Annotated in this window: 19 protein-coding genes and 1 tRNA gene; 8 read left to right on the plus strand and 12 right to left on the minus strand. The window is 50.5% G+C overall.

The genetic code is table 11. The features are described 5' to 3' along the window. Window positions 1-273: 273 nt before the first annotated feature. The 4 genes from AC2UZI_RS04965 to AC2UZI_RS04980 form a co-directional block, all read right to left on the minus strand. A complete protein-coding gene (locus AC2UZI_RS04965; RefSeq protein WP_486942708.1) occupies window positions 274-1,779 on the minus strand; it encodes a TrkH family potassium uptake protein in 1,506 nt (501 codons plus the stop codon). 3 nt (window positions 1,780-1,782) lie between these two features. Further along, window positions 1,783-3,156 (minus strand): Trk system potassium transporter TrkA, encoded by a 1,374-nt coding sequence (trkA, locus tag AC2UZI_RS04970; protein WP_486942709.1) that lies wholly within the window; start codon window positions 3,154-3,156, stop codon window positions 1,783-1,785. Between the two features lie 143 nt (window positions 3,157-3,299). After that, complete coding sequence (locus AC2UZI_RS04975) at window positions 3,300-3,917, minus strand: hypothetical protein (protein WP_486942710.1); 618 nt, start codon at window positions 3,915-3,917, stop codon at window positions 3,300-3,302. A gap of 372 nt (window positions 3,918-4,289) precedes the next feature. After that, a tRNA-Gly gene (locus AC2UZI_RS04980) sits at window positions 4,290-4,365 on the minus strand. Between the two features lie 367 nt (window positions 4,366-4,732). Here AC2UZI_RS04980 and murB point away from each other — a divergent pair. After that, window positions 4,733-5,743: a UDP-N-acetylmuramate dehydrogenase gene (murB, locus tag AC2UZI_RS04985; RefSeq protein WP_486942711.1), complete on the plus strand. Its 1,011-nt coding sequence runs from the start codon at window positions 4,733-4,735 to the stop codon at window positions 5,741-5,743. An 87-nt stretch (window positions 5,744-5,830) separates the two neighbouring features. On the opposite strand, the gene dapB is transcribed toward murB, so the two are convergent. Together dapB and AC2UZI_RS04995 are read right to left on the minus strand one after the other, a co-directional pair. Next, complete coding sequence (gene dapB / locus AC2UZI_RS04990; RefSeq protein WP_486942712.1) at window positions 5,831-6,625, minus strand: 4-hydroxy-tetrahydrodipicolinate reductase; 795 nt, start codon at window positions 6,623-6,625, stop codon at window positions 5,831-5,833. A gap of 12 nt (window positions 6,626-6,637) precedes the next feature. Continuing rightward, on the minus strand, window positions 6,638-7,141 hold the full coding sequence (locus AC2UZI_RS04995; protein ID WP_486942713.1) for an outer membrane protein assembly factor BamE: 504 nt from the start codon (window positions 7,139-7,141) through the stop codon (window positions 6,638-6,640). Window positions 7,142-7,290: 149 nt separating this feature from the next. Here AC2UZI_RS04995 and fur point away from each other — a divergent pair, with 149 nt between their 5' ends. Next, complete coding sequence (gene fur / locus AC2UZI_RS05000; RefSeq protein WP_486942714.1) at window positions 7,291-7,767, plus strand: ferric iron uptake transcriptional regulator; 477 nt, start codon at window positions 7,291-7,293, stop codon at window positions 7,765-7,767. Window positions 7,768-7,839: 72 nt separating this feature from the next. On the opposite strand, the gene recN is transcribed toward fur, so the two are convergent. Next, a complete protein-coding gene (recN, locus tag AC2UZI_RS05005; protein ID WP_486942715.1) occupies window positions 7,840-9,486 on the minus strand; it encodes a DNA repair protein RecN in 1,647 nt (548 codons plus the stop codon). 11 nt (window positions 9,487-9,497) lie between these two features. Further along, on the minus strand, window positions 9,498-10,397 hold the full coding sequence (locus AC2UZI_RS05010) for an NAD kinase (RefSeq protein WP_486942716.1): 900 nt from the start codon (window positions 10,395-10,397) through the stop codon (window positions 9,498-9,500). 128 nt (window positions 10,398-10,525) lie between these two features. Between AC2UZI_RS05010 and hrcA the strand changes: the two genes are divergently transcribed. From hrcA to dnaJ, 5 genes are all read left to right on the plus strand, one after another. Continuing rightward, complete coding sequence (gene hrcA / locus AC2UZI_RS05015) at window positions 10,526-11,530, plus strand: heat-inducible transcriptional repressor HrcA (RefSeq protein ID WP_486942717.1); 1,005 nt, start codon at window positions 10,526-10,528, stop codon at window positions 11,528-11,530. Window positions 11,531-11,593: 63 nt separating this feature from the next. After that, window positions 11,594-12,685, plus strand: a complete 1,092-nt coding sequence (hemH, locus tag AC2UZI_RS05020) for a ferrochelatase (protein ID WP_486942718.1) — start codon at window positions 11,594-11,596, stop codon at window positions 12,683-12,685. An 81-nt stretch (window positions 12,686-12,766) separates the two neighbouring features. Continuing rightward, a complete protein-coding gene (grpE, locus tag AC2UZI_RS05025; protein ID WP_486942719.1) occupies window positions 12,767-13,360 on the plus strand; it encodes a nucleotide exchange factor GrpE in 594 nt (197 codons plus the stop codon). 124 nt (window positions 13,361-13,484) lie between these two features. Beyond that, window positions 13,485-15,410, plus strand: coding sequence for a molecular chaperone DnaK (dnaK, locus tag AC2UZI_RS05030; protein ID WP_486942720.1), 1,926 nt, complete (start codon window positions 13,485-13,487; stop codon window positions 15,408-15,410). Window positions 15,411-15,507: 97 nt separating this feature from the next. Beyond that, window positions 15,508-16,632 carry a molecular chaperone DnaJ gene (dnaJ, locus tag AC2UZI_RS05035; protein WP_486942721.1) on the plus strand — a complete coding sequence of 375 codons (1,125 nt, stop codon included), beginning with the start codon at window positions 15,508-15,510 and terminating at the stop codon, window positions 16,630-16,632. Window positions 16,633-16,722: 90 nt separating this feature from the next. Here dnaJ and AC2UZI_RS05040 read toward each other — a convergent pair whose 3' ends face one another. Further along, entirely contained in the window at window positions 16,723-19,503 is a 2,781-nt protein-coding gene (locus AC2UZI_RS05040) for a M16 family metallopeptidase (RefSeq protein ID WP_486942722.1), read from the minus strand. 83 nt (window positions 19,504-19,586) lie between these two features. On the opposite strand from AC2UZI_RS05040, the gene AC2UZI_RS05045 reads away from it, so the two are divergent. Beyond that, window positions 19,587-20,279: a prepilin peptidase gene (locus tag AC2UZI_RS05045; protein WP_486942723.1), complete on the plus strand. Its 693-nt coding sequence runs from the start codon at window positions 19,587-19,589 to the stop codon at window positions 20,277-20,279. Here AC2UZI_RS05045 and AC2UZI_RS05050 read toward each other — a convergent pair. The 3 genes from AC2UZI_RS05050 to AC2UZI_RS05060 form a co-directional block, all read right to left on the minus strand. Beyond that, complete coding sequence (locus AC2UZI_RS05050) at window positions 20,276-20,737, minus strand: MarR family winged helix-turn-helix transcriptional regulator (protein ID WP_486942724.1); 462 nt, start codon at window positions 20,735-20,737, stop codon at window positions 20,276-20,278. The genes AC2UZI_RS05045 and AC2UZI_RS05050 overlap by 4 nt on opposite strands. A gap of 122 nt (window positions 20,738-20,859) precedes the next feature. Continuing rightward, window positions 20,860-22,518, minus strand: a complete 1,659-nt coding sequence (locus AC2UZI_RS05055; protein ID WP_486942725.1) for a collagen-like triple helix repeat-containing protein — start codon at window positions 22,516-22,518, stop codon at window positions 20,860-20,862. A 503-nt stretch (window positions 22,519-23,021) separates the two neighbouring features. Continuing rightward, the gene (locus AC2UZI_RS05060) at window positions 23,022-23,582 is read right to left on the minus strand and encodes a MarR family winged helix-turn-helix transcriptional regulator (protein WP_486942726.1); all 561 of its coding nucleotides are present in this window, start codon (window positions 23,580-23,582) and stop codon (window positions 23,022-23,024) included. Between the last annotated feature and the right edge of the window lie 261 nt (window positions 23,583-23,843).

Genomic DNA, 23,843 nt, shown 5'->3' on the forward strand with positions numbered 1-23,843 from the left:
TAACTAAATGACGTAAGAGGGCCGAATTGTCGCATAAGAAACGAATGCGAGGTGGGAAGTGTCCATTATTCGTTGAAAAGCAGAGGCCTTATGTTTTGTCGTTACTAATCAGCCTCTACTTATGCTTAATTCTTCGTACAGTGTGTGATTACAGCCCTAATTCACTTAGGCTAGGGTGAGCGTCAGGGCGTCGACCTTGCGGCCAGTGAAACTTTCCTCTCCTTTGGTTGGTCATTGAGACAAGCCATCACACTACCATAAGATGTAGGGCCGTTAGCGCCGCCAAAATCGTGGAGCAAACAAGATAAGCACGCTAAACAGCTCAAGACGCCCCAGCAGCATCCCCAAACATAAAAGCCATTTTGCTCCATTAGGCAGCAGCGAAAAGTTGCCGGCTGGGCCAATGGTGTCTCCTAGGCCCGAACCCACATTAGACAGCGCTGTGGCCGCCCCCGAAGCACTGGTAAGAAAGTCCAGCCCTAAGGCCATTAGCGCGATGGTGAAGAAGGCGTAGCAGAGAAAGAAGACCGAAAGAAAAGCGATCACCGACCAGATAATGTCATCATCCAGCACTTTTCCACCGTAAGCACGCGGAAAAACACCATTTGGATACAACAACCGCAAGAAATGGGCTTTGAGCATGATGGCCATGACTTCAAAGCGAAATATCTTTATTCCACCTGTTGTAGAGCCTGTACAGCCGCCTACAAAGGTCAAAATGAAAAAGAGACCAACGATCGCGTTGCCCCATAAGGTGTAATCGGTGGTCGTAAAGCCTGTGGTCGTTAATACCGAGACGACATTAAACGTAGCATGTCGTAGGGCGGCTTCAAGGGGGTATTGGCCAGTAAGAAGCAACCACAAGGCGAGCAACAAGGTAATCAACAGGATGAACGCCAGCATGGTTTTGACTTGTCTGTCCCAAAGGGTCTTACTGTCGCCGACGATAAAACGCACATACAGCACGAACGGTATGCTTCCAGACAGCATAAAGAGTGCTGCGAACCATTGAATGCCATTTGCGTCCCACGCGCCTAAGGACTGATCTGAGGTTGAAAACCCGCCCGTTGATATTGAGCTAAGCGCATGAGCAATCGCATCAAAAAGCGGCATACCCGCTAGCCAATACACCAGTGTTGCAACCACGGAGAGTGCTAAATACACCGCACCGAGAAGTATCGCAAACTGACGAATACGTGGTGTGGCTTTTTCTGAGCGATCGGATGACTCGGTGCGAAATAACTGCATCCCTCCAATACCTAGCATGGGTAGCACGGCAATGGCAGTGGCAATAATGCCGATTCCCCCCATCCATTGTAAAAGTGCGCGCCATAATAGGATGCCTGGCGGGGCGCGCTCTAAGTCCGAAAGCACGGTAGAGCCGGTGGTGGTAATACCTGAAACGGATTCAAAAACGGCGTTGGTGAGATGGGCGTTGATGCTGCCGTAGTCCGAAAAGTAAAAAGGCAGCGCGCTAACCGCCGCTACACTAAACCAGCTTAATGGCGTCAGTAAAAAAATCTGCCGGATGGAAAGTGCTTTGCTTAGCGCTCGTCGATGTCCGCGCAGTAAGAACACACCAAGCGTAACGGTAATCGCAAACGAGGTGGCAAAAGCTTGCCAATCGTTATTGTCGTCGTAAAGGTCGACGAATAGGGGGAGCAGCATTAATGCGGCGGCGCTCAGCAAGATTAGCCCCACGATCGGCATTAATGGTTTAAGCCCGGGGGTGGAATTGATCGTGTGCTTGGCTGGGTGACGAGGAGCCAGATTGTTCAAGGCTTATCTCCGTGCACCCAATAGGGATTCAAAATAATGCAGATGCTTATACGTAACCAGCGCCACAATGTGATCGCCAGTTTGTAGTTGTGTTTGGGGGGTGGGAATGATGACCTCACCGTCACGCACGACCACGCCGATCTTAATGCCGGCGCTTAGACGCAATTCACCCAAAGTGCGGCGACAAAGTGTTGAGTTATCCGTTACTTCAGCTTCTACAATTTCGCCAAAATCTTCACGTAAGGTGTGTAGCGCGGCGATGGTGCCTCGACGAACGTGTCGTAATACTGTGGAAATGGTGGCGGCACTGGGGCTAACAACGGCATCAATGCCTAAGAGGGGAGTGAAAGCCTCGTAGTTACGTTTGTTGATTAATGTGATTGCGCGTTTGCAGCCTGCTTGTTTAGCAAGAACGGATGCGAAAATATTGGTTTCATCATCGTTGGTGACTGCAACAATGGTTTCGGCTGTGCTTGCTTGTGCTTCCTCTAACAGCTCGGGATCTAAAACATCCCCTTGCAGTACGATCACTCGTGATCCTAAGGTGTTCGAGATATACCTCGCACGTCCTTGGTTTTGTTCAATGATTTTGATATCGACGCGTGGGGAGTCGTGCAGAATTTTCTGTGCAAGGTGTAAACCAATATTGCCTGCACCCACAATAATAAGCTTTTTGGCTTCGCGCTCTCGATGCCCAAAGGCCTGCATCAAACCCTTCACTTTCTCGGTTTTGGCGATGACATAGACATCGTCACCGGCTTCGATGCGATCTTGCTCGTTTGGGATGAAGCAGCGGCCTTTACGGGCCAATGCAACGATGGCGACGTCGTCAAAGCTTTGGTCTTGTACGACATCGCTAATTCGCTCACCGATGATGGGGCCATCCACCCCTTCGGTGTGTATGCCTAATAATTCGACCCTACCTTTAGCCATGGGGACCATATCGAAAGCACCGGGCGCACGTAGACGCCAAGCGATACCATCGGCGATTTCGATCTCGGGCGAGATAATAATATCAATGGGGAGGTGTTTACTGACGTAGAGTTCGGCGCTTTCGTGATCAAAATAGCCTGAGTGTCGCAGCCTAGCGATGCGCCGTTTCACACCAAAAAGGGCATAGGCAACTTGGCAGGCAACCATGTTGACTTCATCTGAGCGAGTAACAGCGATCAGCATGTCAGCATCTTGAGCGTCGGCTTTGCGTAACACGGCCGGATGAGAGGCATGCCCTGTCACACCGCGTACGTCGTAGCTTTCATCCACACGACGTACTTGCTCTTCATCGATGTCGATGACCGTGACGCTGATGCCTTCAGAGGCCAAATGGCGGGCAATAGTCGTGCCAACTTGGCCTGCCCCACACACCACGACTTTCATAAAAAAGACTCTTTGAGCTAAGGGATAATCAGTCGGTTAGATGGTATTGATTATAGGGCCAAGCAATTTGATCCGCCATGAGCAAGAAAGCGGTAAAGGAGGCGTTTGGCGGGCAAGAAGCCTCGCCTGCAGCACAAAATCGCCTAATCGAGCGCTTTTTCGTGTAACCAGCGTAGGTAAGCCCTGCGGGTTTCGTCACTAACCGACTCCAAAACTTTCCCGTGGTTCACTTGATGGCGTACAACCAAACGCGCATCCGCTACGGCGCGTGATTTACAGAACCAGTGACAGCTGTGCTGAAACAAGTAGAGCTCGGCTGATAAATGAAAGGCACGGTCTTTGGGACTAAGGTTACGAGCGTTATCGACCACGCGGCGAAAACCCGCCGCATGAATACGTAGCAGCTCGCTAAAATCACGGGTTAGAGTAGGTAAGAAGCGTTCTGCATAAGGAACACAAAAAGGTAAGGCGACAAGACGGGCTGCTTGTTGGTTTTCTGCTCGCATCGCGTCGGCCAGTGTTTGAGCCTGTGCGGCTACAGCCTGTTCGGTTTGCGTGAAAGTGTCCAGCACTTGAAGCTGGCGACTTTCAGAGTCTTCGTTAATGGCACGCGCATAACCTTGGGTGAGCGTTTCCATATGCCGCTCAAGTTGCAAGTTATTTAAGTGCTTGCCTAATAGAGAGATGTGTTCCCGCTGGTAACGCTGGCGCAATAGGTGCCAACCAACCAGAACAACAATAAGAAGTAAAGCTATATCCATAATACGTGTTGCCTTAAGCTCCGAGCGACAGACGCCACTTTACCGTAAATTGAGGTCACACTGGTGATAAGCCGATCTTCTACGTGAAAGGCTAATGAATATTTTTTGTTTCTGTATGCAGCGCCAGAGGATGGTAACGCACGTTTGCTTAATCGGTGCCGGTATTATTGGGGCATTGCATGGTTGTTGCTTCGTTATGTAGCTATTCTCGAAGGTGCGATTGCCTTGATTTTGAGCAGGGTGGCCGGCAAGCTAACGTCTTCAGTCTGTCCCGCCTGATCGCTGTGGATTTCGCTAGAACGAAAAAAGGGACCTAGAAGGTCCCTTTCTTGAGGATTCACAGATTTCAGAGAATATCTATAAATCAAAATTTGGAGCGGGAAACGAGGCTCGAACTCGCGACCTCAACCTTGGCAAGGTTGCGCTCTACCAACTGAGCTATTCCCGCATGTGTCTTTTTAAGACGTTTAATAAGCGTTGGTGTTTAGTGCTTATTAAGAAAGAATAGAATTATAAGCTAAGCTTTTTTATTTTGCAAGCGATTTTTTAAATCATTGCGAAAAATTCTAATCTTTATTTGTTTTGCCGTTTTAGGGTTCGTACCCTTAAAAACGTCTAAACAAAATTTACTTAGCACATTAAATAAAAAGTGCGCCTTTGGCGTTGCGCTTTTCATTTGCTGCTGAAGTAAAGACGTAACTATAGCACCCAATTTTTAATTGTGTCAAGCATGTTTCTGTTTATTTTGACTGCACAGAGTGTTTTGGCTGCGTTATGCTTAGGCTTTACCGGCTTTTACGTGTCTCAACCATTCCGTGACTACACAGCATCATTTTAACTTAACGCCCTTTAACAGTTTTGGTTTAGCGTCGTCAGCGGCGGCCCTGTTTTCTTTTCAGGACCGTCAACAACTTACCGAGCTCAATCATTTACGCAAAGCGTACGACCGTCATTGGGTGCTGGGGGGCGGCAGTAACGTGGTGTTGGCCCCGCAAGTGTCTGGTCTAACCATCAAAACGGATACTAAGGGCATACGTTTGGTGGCACAAACGGCGGATCATTGGGTGATCGAAGCGGAAGCAGGCGAGAACTGGCATGATTTTGTTCGCTACACCTTAAGCCAAGGTTGGGTAGGGCTGGAAAATCTGGCGCTTATCCCTGGAACGGTAGGGGCAGCACCCGTACAAAACATCGGTGCTTACGGGGTTGAGTTAGATCAGCGTTTACACAGTGTGCTGGCATGGAATTTTAAGCACGAAACCTTGTGCGAATTGTCCGCCGATCAGTGTGGCTTCGCGTACCGAGACAGTGTGTTTAAACAATCGTCACCCGGCACGTGGTTGATCGTGGCGGTTCGGTTTTTGTTGGCCAAGCAGTGGGAGCCAGTCACCCATTATCCCGATTTACAGGCCCATGCGCTTTTAGCTCAATCGCCCACTGCACAGCAGGTTTTCGATGCTGTGGTGGAGATTCGTCAGCGCAAGTTGCCTGATCCTACCAAAATTGGCAATGCGGGAAGCTTCTTTAAAAATCCGGTGGTTAACCGTGATAAGTGGTTAAGTCTTCGCGCCCAATACCCAGAAATTAAAGGCTACGAGCAGGTTGATGGCACGTATAAGCTTGCAGCTGCCTGGCTAATTGATACGGCGGGTTGGAAAGCAAAGGCCTTAGGGTCGGTAGCAATGCATACCCAACAGGCATTGGTGATGACGAACCTTGGGGGGGCGAACGCCGAAGATGTAAAGCGCTTAGCGGAGGCAATTCAGGCGGATATTGACCACCGTTTTGGGGTCATGCTTGAACAAGAGCCCGTTAACGTAAACTAAGTTGGATAGCGAGGGCCACAGTGCTTTAGGGCGAATCGCCCAGCGTTAACGGCAGTACAGCCGCTAACGCTAGGCCGCGTTTAGCTTTTATTTTATGCCTAAAACGTCGTGCATAGAATACAAACCTGACTTTTTATCGGTCAAGAACTGTACCGCGCGCAAACTGCCTTGAGCATAAGTGGTGCGGCTACTAGAGCGGTGTGAAATTTCGATGCGTTCACCTTCACCGCAAAAATACACCGTGTGATCACCAATAATATCCCCGCCTCGTACGACTGAAAAACCGATATTACCGGTCTCGCGAGCACCGGTTTCCCCGTGTCGTGCCCAGTCAGCAATATCATTTAGGTTTTTGCCCCACGCATTGGCTACCGTTTCGCCCATGATTAGTGCTGTACCGGATGGCGCATCCACTTTATTTCGGTGATGCGCTTCAAATACTTCCACATCAAAGCCGGAATTTAAAAGCTTGGCCGCGACCTCGAGCAAACGAAGCGTAGCGTTCACGCCTACGCTCATGTTGGGTGCGAAAACAATGGCGATATCTGTAGAAGCTTGTTGAATGCGTGCTTTCTGCTCTTCGCTAAAGCCGGTTGTTCCGATAACACACTTGGTTTGGTGCTGGATGCAAGCTTCAAGGTGAGTAAGGGTGCCTTCGGGACGAGTAAAGTCAATTAAACAATCGGCTTGGGCTAATGAGTTCAGGTCGTCGCTAATGATGACGCCGGTGTCTCGACCTAAGAACGCACCGGCATCGTTTCCGATGGCAGGTGAGCCAGAATGATCGAGAGCCACGCTAAGTTGAAGCTCAGGGTGATTCAATACCGCCTCGATCAGCATGCGGCCCATGCGTCCATTGGCGCCGCTAATTGCAATACGCATTTTTAATCCTATTTAACGTAGCGGCTCGGGGTGGTGTGAGCCGTCATGAATGGCACCCGCAGGCTGAGGCTGATTAATGGGCAGAGTATGTGCCGCATTGTCATCCTCGGTGTCAGAGGTGGTTGGTTGAGTGCGATTGGTGCTGGCTTCCTGGAAAGGTTGGTGCTGTGGCTGAGCGCTACCTTCCCAGCGTACTAAGGTGTCACCTTCAAACCAAACAGTGAACAAACGCAGTTCTTCTTCACCGTAACCGGGCTTGCTGTAAAAAGGGTATTCCCAACGATCGGTGTGGAAAATATCCCGTAATGTGGGTGTGCCTAATACGTAGCGAACCTGCTCGCGTGTCATTCCGGGCTGCAGTTGGCTAACTTCTTCAGCGGTAATCCAGTTTCCTTGCTGCACATCGGCTTTATAGGGAAATCCCCATTTACCACCGCCACACGCACTTAATACTGCAGCGCTAAGGCAGATGGCTAAACTCGTGCGTAGGGCAGGAATAAGTTTTTTCGCTTTCATCTGAGTGCAATGCCCCTGTTAGAATAAAATCGTTATCATATAAGGGATTCGACTTCGGCGCATAATACGCCGTGAAATCCGTCTCGGAATCCGTCGGTATTTTTCTGATGGGCCACGAGCCTTACCCCCTCAGATATATAATTTTAGCTATGAAAGATCAGAATGAACTGAAAAACATGGGGCTTAAGGCGACTTTTCCACGCCTCAAGATTCTCGACGTCTTCCGTCGTAACGATGATACAGATGAAATGCGTCATCTAAGCGCCGAAGATGTATATCGCCTTCTTATTGCCGAAGACGTAGACATCGGACTGGCCACGGTTTATCGCGTTCTTACTCAGTTTGAGCAAGCCGGTATTTTGATGCGCAGTCAGTTTGATGGTGGAAAAGCTGTTTTTGAGCTAAATGATGGTGATCATCACGACCACTTCATTTGCACCAACTGCACCAAGGTAGTTGAGTTCTCCGATCCGGAAATTGAGCAACGACAGTATAAAATTGCTGAAGACCTAGGCTTCGAGCTCGAAAGCCATACCTTGGTGTTGTACGGTATTTGCGAAGAGTGTATTAGTGCCAGCCGTGTGAATACGGGTGGACGTCTTTCTGCAAAAACGCCCACACGCTAACGTGCAACATTGAAATGAAGTGATAGGGGCCTATGGCATATGCCTTAGGTTCTTATCCTTCGCGCACCATTATTATTGCTGTAGCATTTCTTTGGCGTGTTGACGGGTGGTTTCGGTAATCGCTATACCACCCAGCATGCGTGATATCTCTTCCACGCGACCCGCAGCATTCAAAACATCAATGCTTGAGCTGGTACCACTGTCGTGGCTGGTTTTGCTTACCTGAAAGTGGTGTTGGCCTTGGGCCGCCACTTGCGGTAGGTGTGTGACGCACAATACTTGATGCCGATTTCCTAGCTTGCGCAGTAAAGTGCCCACCACTTCGGCGACGGCGCCTCCGATGCCGGTGTCCACTTCATCAAAAATCAGCGTCGGAACCCGAGCTGCTTGGCTTGCAATGACGGCCAAGGCCAATGAAATTCTTGCTAATTCACCGCCAGAAGCCACTCGACTTAAGGGGGCAGGGCTGACGCCAGCGTGTCCAGAGACTAAAAACTCTACACTTTCATTACCGTGGGCGCTGGCCTTGGATGGCGCTAATGACACCACGAACTGACCGCCTTGCATGGAGAGTTCTTGCATGGCCGCAGTGACTTGATTACTTAGTGTTTTGCTCGTGTTGGCACGAGCTTGACTAAGCTCGCCAGCCAGCTTTTGGTAGTGTTGCTCGGCACGTTGCAGTCGCTCTTGAAGGTTCTCGAGGTTACTGCTTTCATTGAGTTCGTCCATGCGAACTTGAAGTTCGGCTTGAACCTGCAACAGTTCTTCGGGTTGGCACTTATGTTTGCGTGATAAGGCAAAGATTTCTGCCATTCGTGCTTCGACCACGGCCAATCGATCGGGGTCGAGTTCCATGTTGTACACGTAGCTGTTTAAATCGGAAATTGCTTCAGCGCAGGCAATACGTGCCGACTCTACGGTGTCAAAAATTTGTTGTAAGTGCTGTGCGTCGTGATCAAGCAAATGTTGAAGCTCATGGGCCGCAGCATTTAGGTTTTTTTGTGCCGAGCTTTCTTCAGCATCCAGTAATTGTAGGGCTTTAGAAGTGCCCGCAATGAGGGCTTGCGAGTGAGACAAGCGTTGATGCTCGTCACTAACGGTTTCCCATTCGTTTTCTTGCAATTGCAAGGCCTGCAGTTCATCCAGTTGCCATTGCAGTTGTTCGCGCGTGGCAGCAAGCTGGTCCGCCTGTTCTGCAGCCTGTTGGTACTGTCGGCGAAGCTCTTGCCAGACAGTCCAAGCCTGTTGCACGCCTTTAGCCACGGCGCTATGCCCACCTTGCGAGTCGAGTAGCTCGTACTGTTTTGCTGCTTTCAATAAACTTTGGTGGGCGTGCTGGCCGTGGATGTCCACGAGAAACTCACCCACATCACGCAATTGCGTCAAGGTGGCGGGAGAGCCGTTGATAAAGGCTCGGCTTCGACCTTGACTGTCGATGATGCGGCGCAACAGTAAGTCGCCATCGGCTTCAAGTTCGTGCGCGATCAACCAGTTCGTCACCGCTTCTGAGCAGTCAAACTGAGCACTGATGTCGGCCTTGTCGCAGTGTTCGCGAATGACTTTGGTGTCGCCGCGAGCACCCAGCACTAACGATAAGGCATCAATTAAGATGGATTTTCCGGCGCCGGTTTCGCCCGAGAAAACGGTGAAGCCAGCCTCGAATTCGATGTGCGCATGGCTAACAATAACGAAGTCACGGATGTTCAGAGAACGCAGCATAAAGTTGAGTATTAATCGTTTTCGTCTGAGGGTAGGGGCATGCGATTCCAGTCAAGCTTCTGGCGTAACGTGGAAAAGAAGCTGTAGCCTGTGGGGTGAATAAAGCGTACGGTTTCTTTGGCGGTACGCACATCAATACGATCACCCGGTTGGCAGTCTGACCAGGTTTGCATATCAAAGTGTACGCTGGCCCCGGATTCTACGCGCCCCAATGTGGTGATCGTTAAACTGAGTGTACTGCTATCGGGAACCACCACGGGACGGTTCGATAAGGTTTGTGGTGCCACAGGAACGAGTAAGATCGCATTCAAGGCAGGGTGTAGAATAGGGCCGTTAGCGGCTAAGGCGTAGGCGGTAGAGCCGGTAGGGGTGGAAATAATGACCCCATCAGCGCGTTGGCGGTGCATAAAAACGCCATCCAATTCGACACGCAGTTCGATCATTCCGCCTCGACCCGCTCGGTTGATGACGATGTCGTTCAGGGCAATACTTGATATCAGTGTTTCGTTACCACGTACAATCCTGCCTTCGAGCATGCTTCGTTCTTCGGCCTCGTAATTGCCGTTAATGACACTAATAATGGCATCGTGAGCGTCGGCCAGTGGGATGTCAGTAATGAAGCCTAAGCGCCCGTGATTAATCCCAATAAGCGGGATGCCGCTACAGGCAAGTTTACGTGCGGCGCCAATCATGGTGCCATCGCCGCCGACGATAATGGCTAAGTCGGCATAGCGACCCATGTCGTCGTACGAGATAGCGTCAATGTCGTGGATGCCTGTGTTGCGTGCGGTCTCCACCTCCATTAACACTGTGCAGCCAGCGGTTTTTAGTGTCTGGATCAGTGCGCGCAATGGAGCATCAAGGCCGGTGTCTTGATATCGTCCAATGATGGCGACCGTTTTAAAGTGCATGAGGAAAATGCCTTATGATCGGATTAAGTAAGTAGAAATACGTGAATTATAGAGTTGCACAACAATTTAGGGCGTTCTATTGATCGAATTTATACGTAAGCGTACCAACAACAACTATGTAAAGAGCTATGGACGATAGAGCGAATGCATTGCTAAAAGTATTAATCGAGCGATATATCGCCGATGGGCAACCTGTGGGTTCTCGAACCTTATCAAAAATGTTCGATTTGTCGCCTGCCACCATTCGAAATGTGATGGCCGACCTTGAAGACATGGGGCTGATTCAAAGCCCACACACCTCGGCAGGGCGGGTACCCACCCCCCAAGGCTACCGCATTTTTGTTGATCGTTTGTTGGCAGTGCAGCGTTTTGATCAACCGATGGTCGAGCCCGCGGGGTTGCACCTTCCTAGCGACGAGCCCGGACGAGCAGTCACTTCAGCGGCTGCTTTGCTGTCAAATTTATCGCAGTTCGCGGGTGTGGTTATGGCGCCAAAACGGGCGCAAACCTTCAGTCAAATCGAGTTTATTCGTTTATCGGGTAAGCGTGTTTTGCTTATTATTGTCACGCCTGATGGCGATGTGCAAAACCGGATTTTATCGATGCCCCGAGAGTTTTTGTCTCAAGAGCTACTTGAGGCAAGCAATTTCTTTAACCAGCATTTCTCAGGTAAGTCGTTCTCTGAGGTGCGTGAATCCTTAGCTGGCGAGCTGTCATCGTTGCAGGAAGACATTTCTAAGCTGATGCAGGCCGCCGTGGTGGCGGGCACGACCGAACCCGATACCGACGAGGCCGTGGTTATTTCTGGCGAGAATAAGCTCTTGAACATTAGTGAAATGACCGAAGATATGGACAGGCTACGGCGTCTGTTTCAGTTGTTTGAGAAGAAGACCGACCTTTTACATCTGTTGGATGTTTCTAGCCATGCGCAGGGCGTACAGATCTACATTGGTGGTGATTCCAATTTGATGCCGCTGAACGAGGTTTCAGTGATCACTGCGCCGTATGGCGTGGGTGGTGAAGTGGTGGGAACCTTAGGCGTGATTGGGCCTACCCGAATGGCTTACGAGAAAGTGATTCCTATCGTGGACATTACGGCGCGTTTGTTATCCAATGCGCTAAGCCAGAAGTGAAGAGCAATGCCCGAGGATGCACAGTAAATCAAGGTTGCAAACGTAGCCTATCCACCTGATGTCATGGATTTTATGTTGTTGACTAAATACCTTCCTGAAGCGACTGACCCCACATTACTCGATAGCGAGGTCAGCGCGTCTCCAGATGCGGCTATCGGCGTATTGTTGATTAATCTGGGTACGCCGGACGCACCTACTGCGCCAGCCATTCGACGCTATTTGCGCGAGTTTTTATCGGATCCTCGTGTTATTGAGATTCCGCAAGTGCTATGGCAGGTGATTTTGAATGTGGCTGTCTTGCCGCTGCGTCCCAAAAAGCTGGTGCCCAAATATGAACTGGTATGGCTTGAAGAGGGGGCCCCTTTACTGGTTTACAGCCAACGTCAGGCTGTCGGGCTAGAGCAAATGCTGCGAAAGGCCAAGGCGAATATCCATGTTGAGTTGGCCATGCGCTATGGTAACCCCAGCATTCCTGATGCGATCGATGCGCTGCGAGCGAAAGGCTGCGAGAAGATCCTCGTGTTGCAGCTGTATCCACAATACGCAGCGTCCACCACGGCCACCGCCGTGGATGCCGTAAACCGTCATTTGGCGAAAGTGCGCAATCAGCCAGAGATGCGTTTCGTTAAACATTACTTTGATGATCCCGCGTACATTCAGCCCCTTGCGCAGTCGGTGCGTCGTTATTGGAAACAGCACGGCACGCCCGAGCGTTTATTGTTAAGTTTTCATGGATTGCCTCGGCGTTGCGCGGAACAAGGTGACCCCTATTATCGCGAGTGCATGCTGACGGCGTCGGCATTACGTAAAGCCTTGTCTGACACTCAAGTGCCCGTCTATGCGTCGTTTCAAAGTCGCTTCGGAGCCGAGCGTTGGCTAGAGCCCTATACCGAGCCTTTGTTAAGGCAGTGGGCGAAAGACGGGGTGAAATCCGTGCATGCGATGTGTCCTGGGTTTATTGCCGATTGTTTGGAAACATTGGAAGAAATCCAAGTCGAGTGTCGGGATGCGTTCTTAGAAGACGGAGGCCAACACTTTGCTTACATTCCATGTTTGAACGATGATCCGGCGTGGATCGAAGGCTTGCATCAGATAGCACGTCAGCATTTACAAGGGTGGTTGTCGGCGCCGGCTACGTTGGAAGAAAATTCATAAAAAAGTAGAACAACGCACTTGAAAGCGAGGGGCTTGGCCCCATGTTCGATATATTGATGTTTTTTAGCCGTGGAGAACCTTATGTCTGCATCGACAGATCAGCATGAAAATAATACCCCAAATGACGCGTCCGACCCGAATGCAAAGGTCGAGACCGTTGAATCTGCCGAATCGATTGAAAACGTGAATGAGCCAACTGCTGACGAGCGCATCGACAGCGCGCAGCTTGAAGAAGAGCTCGTCGAGGCTCAGGCTAAAGTTGCCCAATACTATGATCAGTTATTGCGTGCTAAAGCAGAGGTTGAAAATATCCGCCGCCGTGCCGAAGACGAAGTGTCCAAGGCCAGAAAATTCGGTACTGAATCGTTTGCAGAAAGCCTGTTGCCTGTTCGTGACAGCCTCGAAGCGGCGTTGGCGCAAGGCGAGCAAACGGTAGAAACGTTTCGCGAGGGGGTAGAAACCACCCTACGCCAAATTGATAACGCCTTTGCACGTAATCAGCTTAAAGAAATCGCCCCTCAGCCGGGTGACAAGTTTGACCCTCACCTCCATCAGGCAATGTCGTCGGTACCTTCCGAGCATCCACAAGGCGCGATCGAGCAAACCTTGCAAAAAGGATATTCGCTTGCAGACCGCGTGCTACGACCGGCTTTAGTGATGGTGTCAGCAGGCTAATTTAGTGGGTTTAGCGCCGTTTGCGGTTCGACTCTTGAAATAAGCAAAGCGGGCCCCACTTACTCTTTATCAAACAATTATTGCTTAACTAAGCAAGCATTCTATTTTTTACAAGGTAAAAAACATGAGCAAAATCATCGGTATTGACCTTGGTACTACCAACAGCTGTGTTGCTGTGCTAGATGGTGATCAGGTCAAAATTATTGAAAACGCCGAGGGTACTCGCACTACGCCTTCCATCGTTGCCTATATGCCCGATGGTGAAATCCTCGTTGGCGCACCCGCAAAGCGTCAGGCAGTAACCAACCCTACAAATACACTGTATGCGGTCAAGCGTTTAATCGGTCGTAAGTTCACTGAAAAAGCAGTGCAAACCGATATTGAACAAATGCCTTACAAAATTGTTAAGGCGGATAACGGCGACGCTTGGGTAGAAGCCCAAGGTAAAGCCCTTGCACCACAACAGGTGTCGGCTGATATTCTTCGTAAAATGAAGAAAACAGCGGAAGACTACTTGGGTGAGCCGGTTACTGAAGCTGTTATTACCGTACCAGCGTACTTTAACGACAGCCAGCGCCAAGCCACCAAAGACGCCGGTCGTATTGCAGGTTTAGATGTTAAACGCATCATTAACGAACCTACCGCTGCGGCTTTAGCTTTTGGTATGGATAAAGCGGCCGAAGGCGATCGCAAAATTGCGGTTTATGACTTGGGTGGTGGTACCTTCGATATCTCCATTATTGAAATTGCTGACGTTGATGGCGAGAAGCAGTTTGAAGTGCTGTCCACAAACGGCGACACCTTCTTAGGGGGTGAAGACTTCGACCAACGCATCATCGATTACATCATCGACGAGTTCAAAAAAGAAAGCGGTGCCGATCTTTCTAAAGACGTCTTGGCATTGCAGCGTTTGAAAGAGTCTGCAGAGAAAGCAAAAATTGAGCTTTCCTCTACACAGCAAACTGAAATCAACCTGCCTTACATCACCGCTGATGCGTCAGGTCCTAAGCACTTGAACTTAAAAATCACTCGCGCCAAGCTTGAAGCGCTAGTTGAAGATTTAATTCAACGCTCTATCGATCCTTGCCGTATTGCGATTAAAGACGCCGGTGTTAAAGTTTCAGAAATTGATGACGTGATCTTGGTCGGCGGCATGACTCGTATGCCTAAAGTTCAAGAGTTGGTGAAAGATTTCTTTGGTCGTGATCCTCGTCGTGATGTGAACCCTGATGAAGCCGTTGCCGCAGGTGCCGCGATTCAAGGTTCGGTTTTGTCTGGTGATCGCACTGACGTCTTGCTGCTAGACGTAACCCCCTTGTCTTTAGGTATCGAGACCTTGGGCGGTGTGATGACGAAGATGATTCAGAAGAACACCACGATTCCAACGCGTCATGCACAGGTGTTTTCAACCGCTGATGACAATCAGCCTGCCGTGACCATTAAAGTGTTCCAAGGCGAGCGTGAAATTGCAGCGGGTAACAAAGCCTTGGGTGAGTTCAACCTCGAAGGTATCCCACCAGCAACTCGTGGCACACCACAGATTGAAGTCACGTTTGATATTGACGCTAACGGTATCCTGCATGTGTCGGCTAAAGACAAAGGCACAGGTAAGGAAAACAAAGTTACGATTAAAGCCAACTCCGGTCTAACCGACGAAGAAGTTCAGCGTATGGTTCAAGACGCCGAAGTGAATGCGGCCGAAGATCATCGCATCGCAGAGTTAGCCATGGCTCGTAACCAAGGTGAAGCGCTCGTTCACGCGACACGTAAGTCCTTAGCTGACTATGGTGATAAGCTGGAAGATGGCGAGAAAGAAGCAATCGAAACAGCGATCACTGAACTGGAAGAAAGTCTGAAAGACGGTGATAAAGAAACCATCGATGCTAAAGTTGAAGCACTCAGCACAGCTTCGCAGAAGTTAGGCGAAAAAATGTACGCTGATATGCAAGCACAAGCTGCTGCGTCTGAAGGTGATGCGAATGATGCGTCACAGCCTACAGACGAGAACGTGGTTGATGCTGACTTCAAGGAAGTTAAGCGCGATCAGTAAGCGGTGACTGTTTAGTATCGGGCCCGGTATCTCACGAAATTTTGTGGGCACCGGGCATTATTATTCTATAAAAGAGCTTTAAGCTCCTACAGTCAAGATGGCAAAACGCGACTTATACGAAGTACTCGGGCTTGCGAAGAACGCTAGCAAAGATGAGATCCGGAAGGCTTATCGCAAGATGGCCATGAAATACCATCCCGATCGAAATCCGGATAGCCAAGAAGCCGAGACAAAATTTAAAGAAGCTAAAGAAGCTTACGAGATTCTTTATGACGAGCAAAAGCGTCAAGCTTACGACCAATACGGTCATGCCGGTGTTGATCCCAATGCAGGCATGGGTGGTATGGGGGGCGGCTTCGGCGGTGGCTTTGGCGACTTAGGCGATATTTTTGGCGAAATCTTCGGGGGCGGTCGCCGCGGTGGTGGCGGGCCTCAGGTGTACCGAGGGTCTGACTTAAAATACTCTTTAGACATCAGTTTAGAGCAAGCCGCACAAGGTTTTGATACCGAAATTCGTGTTCCCAGTTGGGAGAACTGTGACGTCTGCGATGGCTCGGGAGCAAAAGCGGGTACTCAACCCACTACATGTAGCACATGTAATGGCGCGGGTGCTGTTCGAATGCAGCAGGGCTTTTTCAGCGTACAGCAAACTTGCCCAACCTGTCACGGTACCGGTAAAGAGATCAAAGATCCTTGCGCCTCGTGCCATGGGGTGGGGCGTAAGCGCATCGATAAAACCTTAGAGGTGAAAATTCCCGCTGGTATTGACGACGGTATGCGTATCCGTTTATCCGGCAATGGTGAGCCGGGTGTTAACGGTGGCCCTCCGGGGGATTTGTATGTGGAAATTCACCTCAAGCAGCACGGTATTTTCGAGCGCGATGGTGATGATTTGCACTGCAGCTTAACGATTCCGTTCACAACGGCAGCGTTGGGTGGTGATATTGAAGTGCCTACGTTAACGGGTCGCGGTGAGATTACCATCCCTGAGGGCACGCAAGCGGGTAAAACCTTTAGGTTACGCGGCAAGGGAATTCGCGGCGTTCGTTCTAGCTATCCGGGCGACTTGTACTGTCATATTCAGGTTGAAACGCCCGTGCGCTTATCTGAAGATCAGAAGCAAATTCTTAGGCAGTTCGAAGACGCATTAAAAACCGGTGGCGATAAGCACTCCCCTAAAAGCGAATCATGGACCGATAAGGTGAAAAACTTTTTCTCCTAAAACTCGCTTATAAACGCTTCGCTTAAGCTACATAAAAAAAGCCCAACCTATTTCAGGTTGGGCTTTTTTTACGAAAGAAAACGTAGTGCTTTATTCTGACGCTTGTGTTGCAGCCGTTTCCTGTTTGCTTTGATCGGCAGCAATGGCAATGCTAAAGGCATCGGCGTCTAGGTATTGGCGCACAACGCGATTTACCGTGGCGGCATCTAAGGCTTTTAAGGCGTCGTCAATTTGTTGGGACCACGCAAAACTGCGGTCTAAATCTAGGTACCTTGCCCACGTTGTTGCTAAGACATCGTCTCGGCTACGTGCTAACTGACGGTATTTTAAAATCGCCTCGACTGCCTCGCGCACTTCGTCCTCACTGAAACCGTCGCTTAACACCTTATCGACTTCTTCTCGGATGGTGTTGTTAACTCGCTCTGAGTTTTCAGGGGCATGAATGGCGTAGAGTGTCCACGTCGAGCTTGGCTCGTAGGACGACACGTTTAACACGCTTCGTACATCGTAGGATAAGCCTTCTTGCACACGCACCCGATTCCATAAGCGCGAGGTTTCAGATTGGCTCAACATGTAGTTAGCTAAATAGAGCGCAGCAAAGTCATCGGCGCTGTCTTGTAGCTTAATGTTTTGTTTGGCCAGATAGAAAGCATTCGCTTTATCAGGCGTGTCGATCATGAAATTTTCAGGTGCTAATTCATGATAAGGATGGGCCGCACGTTCGTAATGAGGTGCTTGTTTCCACTGTCCTAAACCGTTAAGTAAAGCCTGTTTAATGGCCTCGGTGTCGACGCTGCCGGCCGCACTAAAACGGATATTGCCGGTGCCGTAAAAGCGATCATGGAAGGCGATGACGTCGGGTCGCGTTAAGGCTTCGGTTTCGGCAATGGCTTCTTCAAAGCTAGGCGTGTAGCGAATGTCGTCTTTGCCCCATGGGTTGTCGTGACGCGCAAGGGCTAAAGCGGCCAGCTCGGTGGGTTCGTTTTTGGCATTGGCATACGAGGTCAGAACACGGGCTTTATATTTTTCAAGTTCCGCTTCGGGGAAGTTGGCGTTGCGCAGTACTTCCAGAGCAAGTTCAAGTGCAGGGGCGAGGTTATCGCGCAATGTCGAAATGCCGACGTTGACGCCGCTGCTGCTTCCACTAAAACTGACATTGGCTTGAAGTTTGGTAAAGGCATCAGCAATGTCTTGTCGCGCTAACTGGTCAGTGCCGTAATTCAGTAAGCTGGCGGTAGCCGAACCGATAGCGCGGCTACCCTTTAGGCTTTCAGGGTCGCCGAAGCGTATATTCAACACAGCTTCCACGCGATCTCCGCGGGTGGCTTTGGGTAGCAGAGCCAGTTTGACATCACCCAGATTGTTCGGCAATTCTAAGGACTCGCGCTGTGTGTGCTCGTCGATGTTTTCAGGTGTGGGGGTGAAGCTTTCCGCAGCGATAGCAGAGGCTTTGCCTTCGTAACCTTCAAGTCGAGCTGATAAATCGGTGGGTTCGTAGGCCGGGGCGCGCAAAGGGGTTTCGGTAGGAATATAAAGGCCGTTGGTGCGGTTATCCGCCACGAGCCAGCGCGTGGTGGCCTCTTGAACCTCTTGCACCGTAATGGCCTCTACCTGATCACGTGCCAAGAAAAACAGTCTCCAGTCGCCGCTGGACACGCTTTCGGATAAGGCTGCCGCCAACTGAGAAGGGTCAGCGTATGCGCGTGACCAACTGTTTAGCCACTTACTGCGTATGCGATTCACCTCTTCTTCGGTGAAGGGGTGGTCTGCTAGGGTTTCCAGAGCTTGATTTAAGGCGTCAAGGGCCTGTTGTTGGTCCATGCTGTTTTCAAGTTCAGCACCAAAAAACGCATAGCTAGGATCATGTTGACCTGCTGCAAAACCGAAGACACTCGTGGCAAGTTTGTTTTCTACTAGGGATTGATACAGGCGTCCTGATGGTGTGTCACCCAGTATGCTTGCCCCAATGCTGACGGCAGTGTAATCGGGGTGCGCTTCGGCCGGAATATGGTACTGCGCCGCCACAATGGGCGAACCACCTTGGCGACGTAGGGCGACGGTGCGTGTACCGTCTTGTACAGGCTCTTGGGTGTATTCGGGGCGAAGCGTGCGAGACGGTTTCGTTAACGGATTAAAACTTGCGGCGATTTGTTCTAGGGTGGCATCGACATCAAACTGCCCACTAATAATCAGTACCGCGTTATCCGGTTGGTAGTACTCCCGATAAAAGGCCTGAAGTTGAGAGATGTCGACATTCTCTACATCCGAACGTGCACCAATTGTGCTTTTGCCATAGTTATGCCACTGATAGGCTGAGGCTTGCATTTTTTGCATCAACACACGAAAAGGGCTGTTTTCGCCGCGTTCCATTTCGTTACGAACCACCGTCATTTCGGCGTCGAGATCGTCTTTAGAAATGGTGGCATTAACCATCGCGTCAGCTTGCCACGCTATATACCAATTCAGGGTTTCGGGGTTAGCCGCGAAGCTAGCGTAGTAATTGGTTCGGTCAGCTGAGGTGGTGCCATTGGCAGCCAGCCCACGTTTCGAAAACTCGCCAAGGGCGTTGGGCAACGAGGGGGTGCCTCGAAATAGCATATGCTCTAACAAGTGAGCCATGCCCGTTTCACCGTAGTTCTCGTGCCTTGCACCCACTAAATAGGTCATGTTGACAGTGGTGTTGGGTCGAGAGGGGTCAGCAGCGAGTAAAACACGTAAGCCGTTATCAAGTGTATATTCAGTGACGCCTTCTACTGTCGCTCCTTCGCTAATGCCCTCGGGTAAGGCGTAGGCCAGATTTGGCGTGAAAGCAAAGGCTGCGAAAATCATGCTTAAGCCAAAGGTAATACGTGAGAGACGAGCAGTTGGCATGGATGTGGGCTCCTATGGTTGATTGCACCTATCATAAACTAAGGGCTGTGGCTGTGTCCCTCTTATCATGAAACAAGAAAGCGATGATCCTAACGGTTCTTTATGGCGCACTAATAGCGCTGTTACTAACGGCAGGAGGCTGGGCGGGCTTGCGTTATGCGCACGCCTATGCGCAGGCAATCAACGATGGGGAGCTTCCGAATTGGGCGACGGCGATGGCCTGCTTGCGCTTAAGCGGTGGCGTTGAGATAACGAGCCCGAGATCGTTCGCTTCTGTGTTTGTGTCGCTCTATGTGGGTCTATTGTTGGCGCTGGCTGTGTTGTGGCAGTCTTCGCTCGTGTCGGTAGTGCTTTTGGTGTTACTGATGCCACTTTTGTTGGCACTGTGTCGTATCGATCAACAAACGTTGCTATTACCTGATGCCTTGCTCATGGGCGTTTTGCTGTTAGGGCTGGTGTATGCCGTCGATGCCGAAGCGCTGGGCACAAGGGGTTCTTTGGCTATCGCTGTGTACTTGGCCCTGCGTTTGCTGTGTTGGGTTTACGAGCGTGTTAGCCAAAAACTGGCCATGGGGGCAGGTGACAGTAAGTTAATCGCCGTTCTGCAGTTGTGGTTTGACGTTGATTATTTTTTGCCGTTTATCGGCATCGCGGCGTTGTTAGCGCTGCTTTTTGCGGCGTTTTCTGGCACGCGACATGGGGCAGTTCCCTTTGGTCCGCCGTTAATCATGGCAGGCGTGTTGATGGTAGCCATCGGTGTCGTGCGGGTAGTTTAATCGGCCTGTATCCACAACTTTGTGTCTTTTTTGATTTGACTCGTCGCCTCAAGTAGAAAATCATGCATGGCAAGAATGCGGTTGGGGCTTTGTTGAGCGGCAAGTTCTAGGGCTCTTAGTATGTCATCTTGAGGGGAGGAAATCAGCTTTTCACACTTTTCCAGCACAGGCATGATGGCGACAATGCGTCGATCAGAAGGGTGCCTATCTCGTTTGATGAAGCCGCGTTGCTCTAAGCGTTTGATTAACGCGCTGACGCCGCTTGCACTTAAGTTCAACAGTTGCGCTAGCTCGCCCGTGGCGAGTTTTTCAAACTCTACGATGTATTCCAAGGCTTTGTAATCGTTTAATGCTAGGCCAGCCTGTTCGGCCTTTTGGGCTTTATGCGCCTCAATATAAAGGGCAAGCTGTCTGACGAGCATGACAGCAACATCGTCGACTAACTGATGCGAAAGCACGGGTTATGGTCTCCTGCAATGGGGTGCGGACATGGCGTTGGCTTACTACGATGGTGTGGAGGTCAAGCCAGTCCGCTTGGCGCTAACGATAAGACGGTGTTAGCGCCACAGTGGGTTAATGCTTAACGCCCGCCACCAAGCAAGCCTCCAACCAGTCCGGTAACCGGCGCTAATAGGCCGCTTTGGTTGCCAGTAGAGCCTGTGCCAGATTCTGCTGGGGCTCCACCACCTAGACCGCCAGTTAAGCCACCGACGAGGTTAGTCACGGGTGCAAGTAAACCGCCTTGTGCGGCATCACCGCCACCTAGGCCACCGGTTAGACCACCAACGAGATTAGTCACAGGTGCGAGTAGACCACCTTGTGCGGCATCACCGCCACCTAATCCACCGGTTAAGCCACCGACGAGGTTAGTCACAGGTGCAAGTAGACCGCCTTGTGCGGCATCACCACCACCCAGGCCGCCGGTTAGACCACCAACGAGGTTAGTGACGGGGGCAAGTAAACCACCTTGTGCGGCATCACCACCACCTAATCCACCGGTTAAGCCACCGACGAGGTTAGTCACAGGTGCAAGTAGACCACCTTGCGCTGCATCACCGCCACCCAAGCCACCGGTTAAGCCGCCCAATAGGGCGCCTTCGCCGCCGGTGATACCGAGGCCGTCGGTGAGGCTAGCCACTGCTAAGGTGGCGTTATCCAGCACAGCACCTACAGGGTTTGCTGCATTACCGTTCACAAGTCCACCGGCGCTCGTGACCGCTTGACCCAAGTGAGCCACCGTACCGCCCAGGCCTAGAGGTGTGGCACCAGAAACTTGTGTACCGGCTTGTTGTATTGCTGAGCCCAAACCACCCAGTAACGCATTAATGGGTTCACCCACACCCAGACCATCGCCCACTTGTTGGGTGACATTGCTGACGGTTCCGGTAATGGGGGAAAGCGTATTATCGAGTGCCGCGCCGACGGCTGATAAGGGTTCGTTCAGCCCCAGTCCAGCCAAGTTGTCGACGGCTTGGCCGAGGTTGCCTAATGTGGGTTCAAGAACGGGAGTCTGCTCGCCATCGACTAAGCTTGTTAAGCCTAATTGGCCGGTCAGGGGTGAGAGTAAACTGCCCTCGGCAAGAAGTGAGCCGGTCAGGTTTGCCACCCCTTGTGTCACGTGTCCTAGGGTAGCGCCTAGTGGGTTCTGCGTGCCATTGGGGTTCAGTAAGCCGCCTGCACTTCCCACAGCGTTGCCAAGTTCACCCACTAAACCACCGACACCAGCGCCTAGGTTCAATGGCAAGCCGCTATCGCTTAGGTCACCGCTAAGTCCGGTTAGCGTGCCACCGACTTCGTTAAGTAAGCCATCTACAGGCTCACCTAGGCCGGTAGTCTGGCCAACGCTTTGCGTCAGGTCAGTAACCGTGTCCGTAACGGGTGCTAAATGCGTGTCCAATGCGTTAGCCAGTTGCTCGCCAGTTTGCTCAAGATTAAGGTCAATGACGTTATCCACCGCAGCGCCTGTGTTTTTCAGTGCTGGGTTTAATAAACTGGATTGGGTGCCGCCGCCATTGCCGTTGTCACCGCCGTTTCCATTTCCACCGTTACCACCATTGCCCCCGTTCCCGCCATTTCCACCATTTCCGTTATCGGGTAAAGAGGGTGAAGGGGGTGGGGTGGGATTGTCACTGTACTTGAGAGAGCCGGAGCAGCCCGCTAAGGCAAAGGCGCTTAATAAAACGGTGGCTAATACACGTTTGCGTAGTCGTGTGCTCTGTGTTGTAGAAAAGGGTTTCATTTGGGATGCTCCTGTAGTGAATTTGTTGTCTTAATCTCACTAAAGCAATATCCGTGCCAGTTTTTGTTTATTTTTATTTTATTGTTTTAAAACAGAAGGTTAGGTGTTTTTGATAACGGTTTCGGTGTTTTTTCTCGTTCCGTTACTTCGTATTAAGAGTGAATTCAGGGGTTTTTATGGGCTTTTCGTAACAGCGTTACGTAACAAAGTAGAGAAATAGTCCGCTTTTAAGCGATGACGGATCGGGATGAGCATAGAAAGAAGGCTAAAGACCGTATCAGTTAAGCCATGAAAAAAAGATAATGCTGCTTTAGCGGCTTTCTTAGCAGCGAAACTGGCGTAATTATCCAGTTTAGGGGCGGTAGCGGTGGCTGCGACTATGCTGGAAGAGTTTTTTCAAAAAAAAGAACCCTACCGAATGAGCTTCATCAGCGATCTCCGGTAGGGTCAAGTTCGTTTTTTAGCCTAGAAGGGCATTCAGGGCGTTAACGGTGTCGTTTGGCTTAGGCGCCGACGCCGTGTTTGCTATCTAGCCATTTCTGCGTGCCCTGCTTAAGGCCACCAATGCTATCAAGTAAGAAGTCGTACATGGCTAAGACTTGATTGGGGTTCTCTTGCGCAGCAAATTCTAGCGCATTTTGAATCGTGTCCTGTCTTTTAGAAATGATGTGCTCACACTGCTCTTTAATGGGCAGCAGCGCCACGACCCGTCTGTCCAGAGGGTGGTTTCCGCGTTTAATAAAGCCTGACTTTTCCAATCGGCTGATTAACGCGCTTACGCCACTGGCGCTGAGATGCATAAGTTGGGCGAGCTGACCCGTGGCCAACGGCTCAAGTTCAACAATGTACTCCAGTGCTTTGTAATCGCTAAGCGGTAGCCCAGCTTGTTCGGCCATTCTGGCTTTGTTCGCTTCGGTGTAGACGGAAAGCTGTCTGACCAGCATTGCAGCCACGTCGTTCACCAGTTGCCGAGACAGCACCTCAGATTGCACGTTGAAATTAGGCGTATTAATTGTGGGGTAGGCTGCGGAGGAGCTTACATTCCATTCGGGTGTATTAAGCATGGTTGATGTTCTCCGTGTGGGTCTTGTAAGCCGCGATATGTTTTTACAACATGTGTGGCTGCGGATCAAAAAACAAGGCATTACAGTATTAATATCTATTAAGCAATTACCGTGCCAGTTTTGTTTTACCCCTTGGGTTTGTGCTTAACTGATTGTTTTTATTGCTGTTGTTTGAAAGGGTGCGTGAGCGTTAAGGGCTTGGGGAGTGGTTTCTTGTTACTTTTTTTCATCGTGTTACGTAACAAAGCTCAAAGCAAAGGC

The organism is Paenalcaligenes sp. DL 463 (genome assembly GCF_057475185.1).

What these genes read in the sequence shown, in the direction of transcription:
- grpE (WP_486942719.1), top strand. Translation starts at nt 12,767, where the DNA reads ATGTCTGCATCGACAGATCAGCATGAAAATAATACCCCAAATGACGCG.
- AC2UZI_RS05060 (WP_486942726.1), bottom strand. Translation starts at nt 23,582, where the DNA reads ATGCTTAATACACCCGAATGGAATGTAAGCTCCTCCGCAGCCTACCCC.
- AC2UZI_RS05045 (WP_486942723.1), top strand. Translation starts at nt 19,587, where the DNA reads ATGATCCTAACGGTTCTTTATGGCGCACTAATAGCGCTGTTACTAACG.
- fur (WP_486942714.1), top strand. Translation starts at nt 7,291, where the DNA reads ATGAAAGATCAGAATGAACTGAAAAACATGGGGCTTAAGGCGACTTTT.
- trkA (WP_486942709.1), bottom strand. Translation starts at nt 3,156, where the DNA reads ATGAAAGTCGTGGTGTGTGGGGCAGGCCAAGTTGGCACGACTATTGCC.
- dnaJ (WP_486942721.1), top strand. Translation starts at nt 15,508, where the DNA reads ATGGCAAAACGCGACTTATACGAAGTACTCGGGCTTGCGAAGAACGCT.
- recN (WP_486942715.1), bottom strand. Translation starts at nt 9,486, where the DNA reads ATGCTGCGTTCTCTGAACATCCGTGACTTCGTTATTGTTAGCCATGCG.
- hemH (WP_486942718.1), top strand. Translation starts at nt 11,594, where the DNA reads ATGGATTTTATGTTGTTGACTAAATACCTTCCTGAAGCGACTGACCCC.
- dnaK (WP_486942720.1), top strand. Translation starts at nt 13,485, where the DNA reads ATGAGCAAAATCATCGGTATTGACCTTGGTACTACCAACAGCTGTGTT.
- AC2UZI_RS04995 (WP_486942713.1), bottom strand. Translation starts at nt 7,141, where the DNA reads ATGAAAGCGAAAAAACTTATTCCTGCCCTACGCACGAGTTTAGCCATC.
- hrcA (WP_486942717.1), top strand. Translation starts at nt 10,526, where the DNA reads ATGGACGATAGAGCGAATGCATTGCTAAAAGTATTAATCGAGCGATAT.
- AC2UZI_RS05010 (WP_486942716.1), bottom strand. Translation starts at nt 10,397, where the DNA reads ATGCACTTTAAAACGGTCGCCATCATTGGACGATATCAAGACACCGGC.
- AC2UZI_RS05040 (WP_486942722.1), bottom strand. Translation starts at nt 19,503, where the DNA reads ATGCCAACTGCTCGTCTCTCACGTATTACCTTTGGCTTAAGCATGATT.
- dapB (WP_486942712.1), bottom strand. Translation starts at nt 6,625, where the DNA reads ATGCGTATTGCAATTAGCGGCGCCAATGGACGCATGGGCCGCATGCTG.
- AC2UZI_RS05055 (WP_486942725.1), bottom strand. Translation starts at nt 22,518, where the DNA reads ATGAAACCCTTTTCTACAACACAGAGCACACGACTACGCAAACGTGTA.
- AC2UZI_RS04975 (WP_486942710.1), bottom strand. Translation starts at nt 3,917, where the DNA reads ATGGATATAGCTTTACTTCTTATTGTTGTTCTGGTTGGTTGGCACCTA.